General features: G+C 69.8%; 5 protein-coding genes. 1 reads left to right on the forward strand and 4 read right to left on the reverse strand.

Annotated features, from left to right (window positions below):
- The 3 genes from ACWEPL_RS64965 to ACWEPL_RS64975 all read right to left on the reverse strand — a co-directional run.
- Nucleotides 1-784 (reverse strand): aspartate/glutamate racemase family protein (locus tag ACWEPL_RS64965; RefSeq protein ID WP_452443004.1); only part of this gene is annotated, 784 nt, incomplete at its 3' end.
- A gap of 29 nt (nucleotides 785-813) precedes the next feature.
- Nucleotides 814-2,199: a UDP-N-acetylmuramoyl-tripeptide--D-alanyl-D-alanine ligase gene (locus tag ACWEPL_RS64970; RefSeq protein ID WP_452443006.1), complete on the reverse strand. Its 1,386-nt coding sequence runs from the start codon at nucleotides 2,197-2,199 to the stop codon at nucleotides 814-816.
- Nucleotides 2,196-3,152, reverse strand: a complete 957-nt coding sequence (locus ACWEPL_RS64975; protein WP_452443008.1) for a D-alanine--D-alanine ligase family protein — start codon at nucleotides 3,150-3,152, stop codon at nucleotides 2,196-2,198. The genes ACWEPL_RS64970 and ACWEPL_RS64975 overlap by 4 nt, the downstream gene beginning before the upstream one ends.
- Before the next feature lie 274 nt (nucleotides 3,153-3,426).
- Here ACWEPL_RS64975 and ACWEPL_RS64980 point away from each other — a divergent pair, with 274 nt between their 5' ends.
- Nucleotides 3,427-4,344 carry a CPBP family intramembrane glutamic endopeptidase gene (locus ACWEPL_RS64980; protein WP_452443010.1) on the forward strand — a complete coding sequence of 306 codons (918 nt, stop codon included), beginning with the start codon at nucleotides 3,427-3,429 and terminating at the stop codon, nucleotides 4,342-4,344.
- A gap of 65 nt (nucleotides 4,345-4,409) precedes the next feature.
- On the opposite strand, the gene ACWEPL_RS64985 is transcribed toward ACWEPL_RS64980, so the two are convergent.
- Nucleotides 4,410-4,677 (reverse strand): hypothetical protein (locus tag ACWEPL_RS64985; protein WP_452443012.1); only part of this gene is annotated, 268 nt, incomplete at its 5' end.

Genomic DNA, 4,677 nt, shown 5'->3' on the forward strand with positions numbered 1-4,677 from the left:
CAACCGAGGGTCTGTTTCTACTCGTGACTTGGTGTACATCTCCGTTGAAGGGGACGACGCAAACCCCAAGTCCCGCCTCAATGGGGGGGATGTTGCCGGCAAGCGCGAGGCCGGCCGCCGCCTCCGCGTGCAGCCGAGCGCTCGGCAGCACCGGGATGGCGCTGTCCTTCTCGCTGATCAGCAGCTCGATCTCCGTACATCCGAGGATGACGCCTTCAGCGCCGTCGTCCGCGAAATCATCGATGATCCGGGCGTACGCGTCCCTGGACGATTCCCGGAGCGCCCCGCGCACCAGTTCATCAAATATCACGTGATGGACCAGTTCCCGCTGCTCACGCCGCGGGACGACCACGTCGAAGCCGTGGGCGGCCAGCCGGTCCCGGTAGAAGGGCTGCTCCATGGTGAAGCGAGTGCCCAGCAGACCGACCTTGCGCATGCCCCTGGCGCGGATCTCGGCGCCCACGACGTCGGCGATGTGCAGCACGGGCACGCTCACGGCCCGTTCCACGTCGTCGCTCACCCGGCTGAAGGTGTTGCTGCAGACGAGCAGGAGGCCGGCGCCGAGATCCTCCAGTTTCCTGCCCGCCTCGGTCAGCAACGTACTCACCTCGTCCCAGCGGCCGGCGAAGATGAGGTCCTCGACGGTCGTGTAGTCGACCGACCAGATGAGGCTGTTGGCGGAATGGCTGCCGCCGAGTCGCTCGCGTACCCGCTGGTTGATGATCTGGTAGTAGATCACCGTCGATTCCCAGCTCAACCCGCCGATGAGACCGATGGTGCGCATGGAACTCCGTTCATTCAGCAAAGGAGCGGTCAACAGGCCGGCGCCGCCAGCGCGCGGGCGCAGGCACCGAGGCCGATCTCGCTGGACGCCTTGACGAACACCACGTCTCCCGGTTCGAGCAGCGCGGTGGCCAGCCTGAGGGCCTCGGCCACGTCCTCGGCTGTGTGGACGGCCACGCCCTGGTCCGAGGACTGCGCTGCCTCCGCCATCGCGAGCGGATCCCCTGATCCGACCGCGATCAGCACGTCGAAGCGGAGGTCGGCGACGAGCCGGCCCATCTCCGCGTGCCGGGCGCGGGAGGCGTCCGCCTGCTGCCCCATCGCGCCGAGCACGGCGACGGTACGACGGGTGCCGGCCAGGGCCTTCGCCGCCCGCAGCCCGGCCCGCATGGATTCGGGGTTGGCGTTGTAGGCGTCGTCGACGACGGTGATGCCGTCGGGTCGTTCGACGATCTCCAGCCGGCCTGAAGAGCGCCGCCGCGCGGCGTTCAGCCCGTCGGCGATCTCGGCGACGTCCAGGCCGAGTGCGGTGGCGACGGCGGCTGCGGCCAGGGCGTTGCTCACCTGGTGCTCGCCAATGAGGTCGAGCTCGACCGGGGCGCGACCGGAGGGTGTCACCAGCTCGAACGCGGTTCGCGCGCGGTCGGTCATCCGCACGTCCTCGGCTCGCACCTGCGCCCGCGCCGACCTGCCGTACCGCAGGATCCGGGCCCTGGTACGGCCGGCCATGCCCATGACGTACGGGTCGTCGGCGTTGAGCAGGGCGAACCCGTCCGCCGCAAGCGCCTCGACCAGCTCGCCCTTGGCCTCGGCCACGTCGGCCGGCCCGCCTCCCATCCGCTCCGCGTGTGCGGTGCCGACATTGAGCACCAGCCCGACCTGGGGCGGTGCGAGCCCGGTCAGGTACCTCAGGTCGCCCTTCCGGCTCGCACCCATTTCCAGCACCAGGTACCGGGTGGTGGCATCGGCACGCAGCACGGTGAGCGGCAGCCCGAGCTCGTTGTTGAACGACCTGTCGGTGGCGACCGTCGCGGCGTGCCGTTCGAGCACCTGGGCCAGCAGGTCCTTAGTCGTGGTCTTGCCCACGGAGCCGGTCAGGCCGATCACGATCGGGCCGATGTGTTCGAGCACGTGCCTGGCCAGCAGGCCGAGCGCGAGCTGGACGTCCTCGACCACGAGGGCGGGCACGCCGACGGGCCTTGCGGCCAGCACGGCCACGGCGCCGCCCGCGACGGCGACGGCCGCGTAGTCGTGACCGTCAACGCGGGCGCCGACCGTCGCGGCGAACAGGCCGCCGGGCACCACCTCGCGGGAGTCGACCGCCGAGGGAGCCGTCACCAGCGCCTGCGGGTCGCGCACGTCATGCAGGCTCGCGCCGACGACCTGCGCGATCTCGTTCAGCGTCATGGGGATCATGAGCCGCTCCTGGCGAACGCGAGGTCGATGAGGCGGCGCAGCAGGTCCGGATACGGGACACCGCTCGCGGCCCAGGCCCTGGCGTAGACGGAACGGGAGGTGAAGCCGGGCATGGTGTTGATCTCCAGCACGTACAGGCGTCCCGTGTCCTCCTCATAGAGGAAGTCGACACGGGACAGGCCGTAGCCGCCGATCGCCCGGAACGCGCGCAGGGACAGCTCGCGCACGTCCTCGGCCACCCGTTCCGGCAGCACGGCGGGAATGGCGGCGATCTCGGCCCGGCTGAGGTACTTGGCCTCGTAGTCGAGCCAGTCGCCGGGCACGATGAGCTCGCCGGGCACCGAGGCATCCGGGGTGTCATAGCCGCCGAGCACGCCGCAGATGAGCTCGCGCGCGGTCACCCCCTGCTCGACGATGACCACCCGGTCGTAGGCCAGCGCCAGCTCCACGCCGGCGCGCAACTCCTCCATGGAGGTGACACGGGAGATGCCGATGGAGGAGCCCATGCCGGCCGGTTTGACGTACATCGGCCAGTCGAGCGACTTCACCAGACCCCAGGAGTCAGTGGTGGTACGCCATTCGTGCTCGGTGAACCACACATGTGGGGTGACCGGAATGTCCTCCGCCAGGAACATGCGCCGCATCGTGACCTTGTTCATGGCCACGGCGGAGGCCATGACGCCGCAGCCCACGTACGGGATGCCCAGCGTCTCCAGGTGACCCTGGACGACGCCGTCCTCGCCGAACGGCCCGTGCAGCACGGGGAAGACCACGTCCGCCAGATCGCGTCGCAGCTCCACCGGCCACCTGCCCTGCCGGTCGATGATGACGGCGACGGGCTCGTACAGATCCCTCGGCAGAGCGTCGAGCACGGCCTGCGCCGACTGCAGCGACACCTCATGCTCGGCGGACGGCCCACCCGCCAGCACAGCCACGCGTACGCGTTCAGTCACGATCGATCAGCCTTCCTCAGTGGCACGGTGTTCGTTGTCGCAGGACCAGCCCGCCGAGTGTCGGCCTTTTGCCTGACCGGTTCACAGGCCATTCGCTGTCCACTTCCTGACCGGCCGCCTTGACACCGGCGGCGGCGGGGGTGGCTGAGCTGGGCGAACTCGATCGCGTACCCCTGGCTATACCTTCATTGGGCCGTAGGCGGGAACGACCGGAGGGGCCCGCGGCTGATGTGCTGATCGCCGTCGGTCAAGCACTCCTCTAAGGAAAATCGAAATGGCAGTCGACAGTCGGCCGGGGGCCGAGCAGCATCCGGGTCGGAGCGGACTTCGAGGCTTCATCAGCCGCCGTCCGCTGATCAGCTTCTTCGTCCTGGCCAACCTGATGAGCTGGCTCGCCTGGACGCCCTACATCCTCTCGGCGAACGGCCTGGGGATCTGGGAATTCAGCTTCCCCTCGCTGCTCGGGACCACGCAGTTCACCGGCGTCCTCCCCGGCGCCTACCTCGGCCCCATCTTCGGCGCGTTCATCGTGACCGCGGTCGCGGACGGCAGGGAAGGGGTCCGCCGGTGGATCGGGCGCATGACCAAGTGGCGGGTCAACTGGGTCTGGTACGTCGTCACCGCCCTCGGCGTTCCCGCCGCCATCATCGTCGCCGGAGTCGCGGTGTCCGACGAGGACATCCACCTGCCGCCGGTCGCCGTACTGGCCGCCTACGTGCCGGGGCTGCTGCTCCAGATGGTCACCACCGGTCTGGCGGAAGAGCCCGGCTGGCGCGACTTCGCCCTCCCCCGCCTTCAGCGCAGGTTCGGCCCGCTGGGCGGCACCCTCGTCCTCGGCCCGCTGTGGGGCGTCTGGCACCTGCCGCTGTTCCTGAGCGAGTGGGGCGGGTGGCCGGACGTCACCTGGACGAGAGTCGGCGAGTTCATCGCCTTCGCCTGCGTCTTCAGCGTGGTCGTCACCTGGGTGTTCAACCGGACCGGCCAGAGCCTGCCCCTGATCATGGTGCTGCACGTCAGCGTCAACAACTTCATGTCACTCGCCTACTCGGACATGTTCCCGTCGATCGCCACCGCCGAGCAGGCGAGTCGAGTCACCCTGCTCGCGGGCGCCACGGCAGCGATCCTGGTCCTCATCGCGACCCGCGGCCGCCTCGGTTACCGCCCGGCCGAGGATCCCGCACAGCAGAACTGAACGACCGCGGGGGCCGGAGGCGGCGGCCCGGATCCCGGCCGGCGCCGAGGCCAGGACCGTCAGGGTCACCCTGCCGCCCGGTGCCCCCGATCCTGACCCTGGTCAGCGCGGAGGAGCCGGCCGAACGACGACACCTGCGGGTTGCCCGGCCGTGACGTGACGGCGGACAGGTCTGCCGGCTCGGCGCCCATGGTCCCGCCGGCCTCGTTCGGCTCGCGGCCAGGCTGATCGGTGGCCGCGCCGGTGAGGCGGGCCGCCATCGCGAACATCCGCGCGATGCCATGCTCGGACAGGCCGTCGTAGCGCTGGTCCCACTCCTCGTCCGAGCTCTCC

Source organism: Nonomuraea sp. NPDC004186 (assembly GCF_053603495.1).

Bases quoted from the DNA above. Each gene is read 5' to 3' on its own strand.
- ACWEPL_RS64970 (WP_452443006.1), bottom strand. From the start codon at position 2,199: ATGATCCCCATGACGCTGAACGAGATCGCGCAGGTCGTCGGCGCGAGC.
- ACWEPL_RS64980 (WP_452443010.1), top strand. From the start codon at position 3,427: ATGGCAGTCGACAGTCGGCCGGGGGCCGAGCAGCATCCGGGTCGGAGC.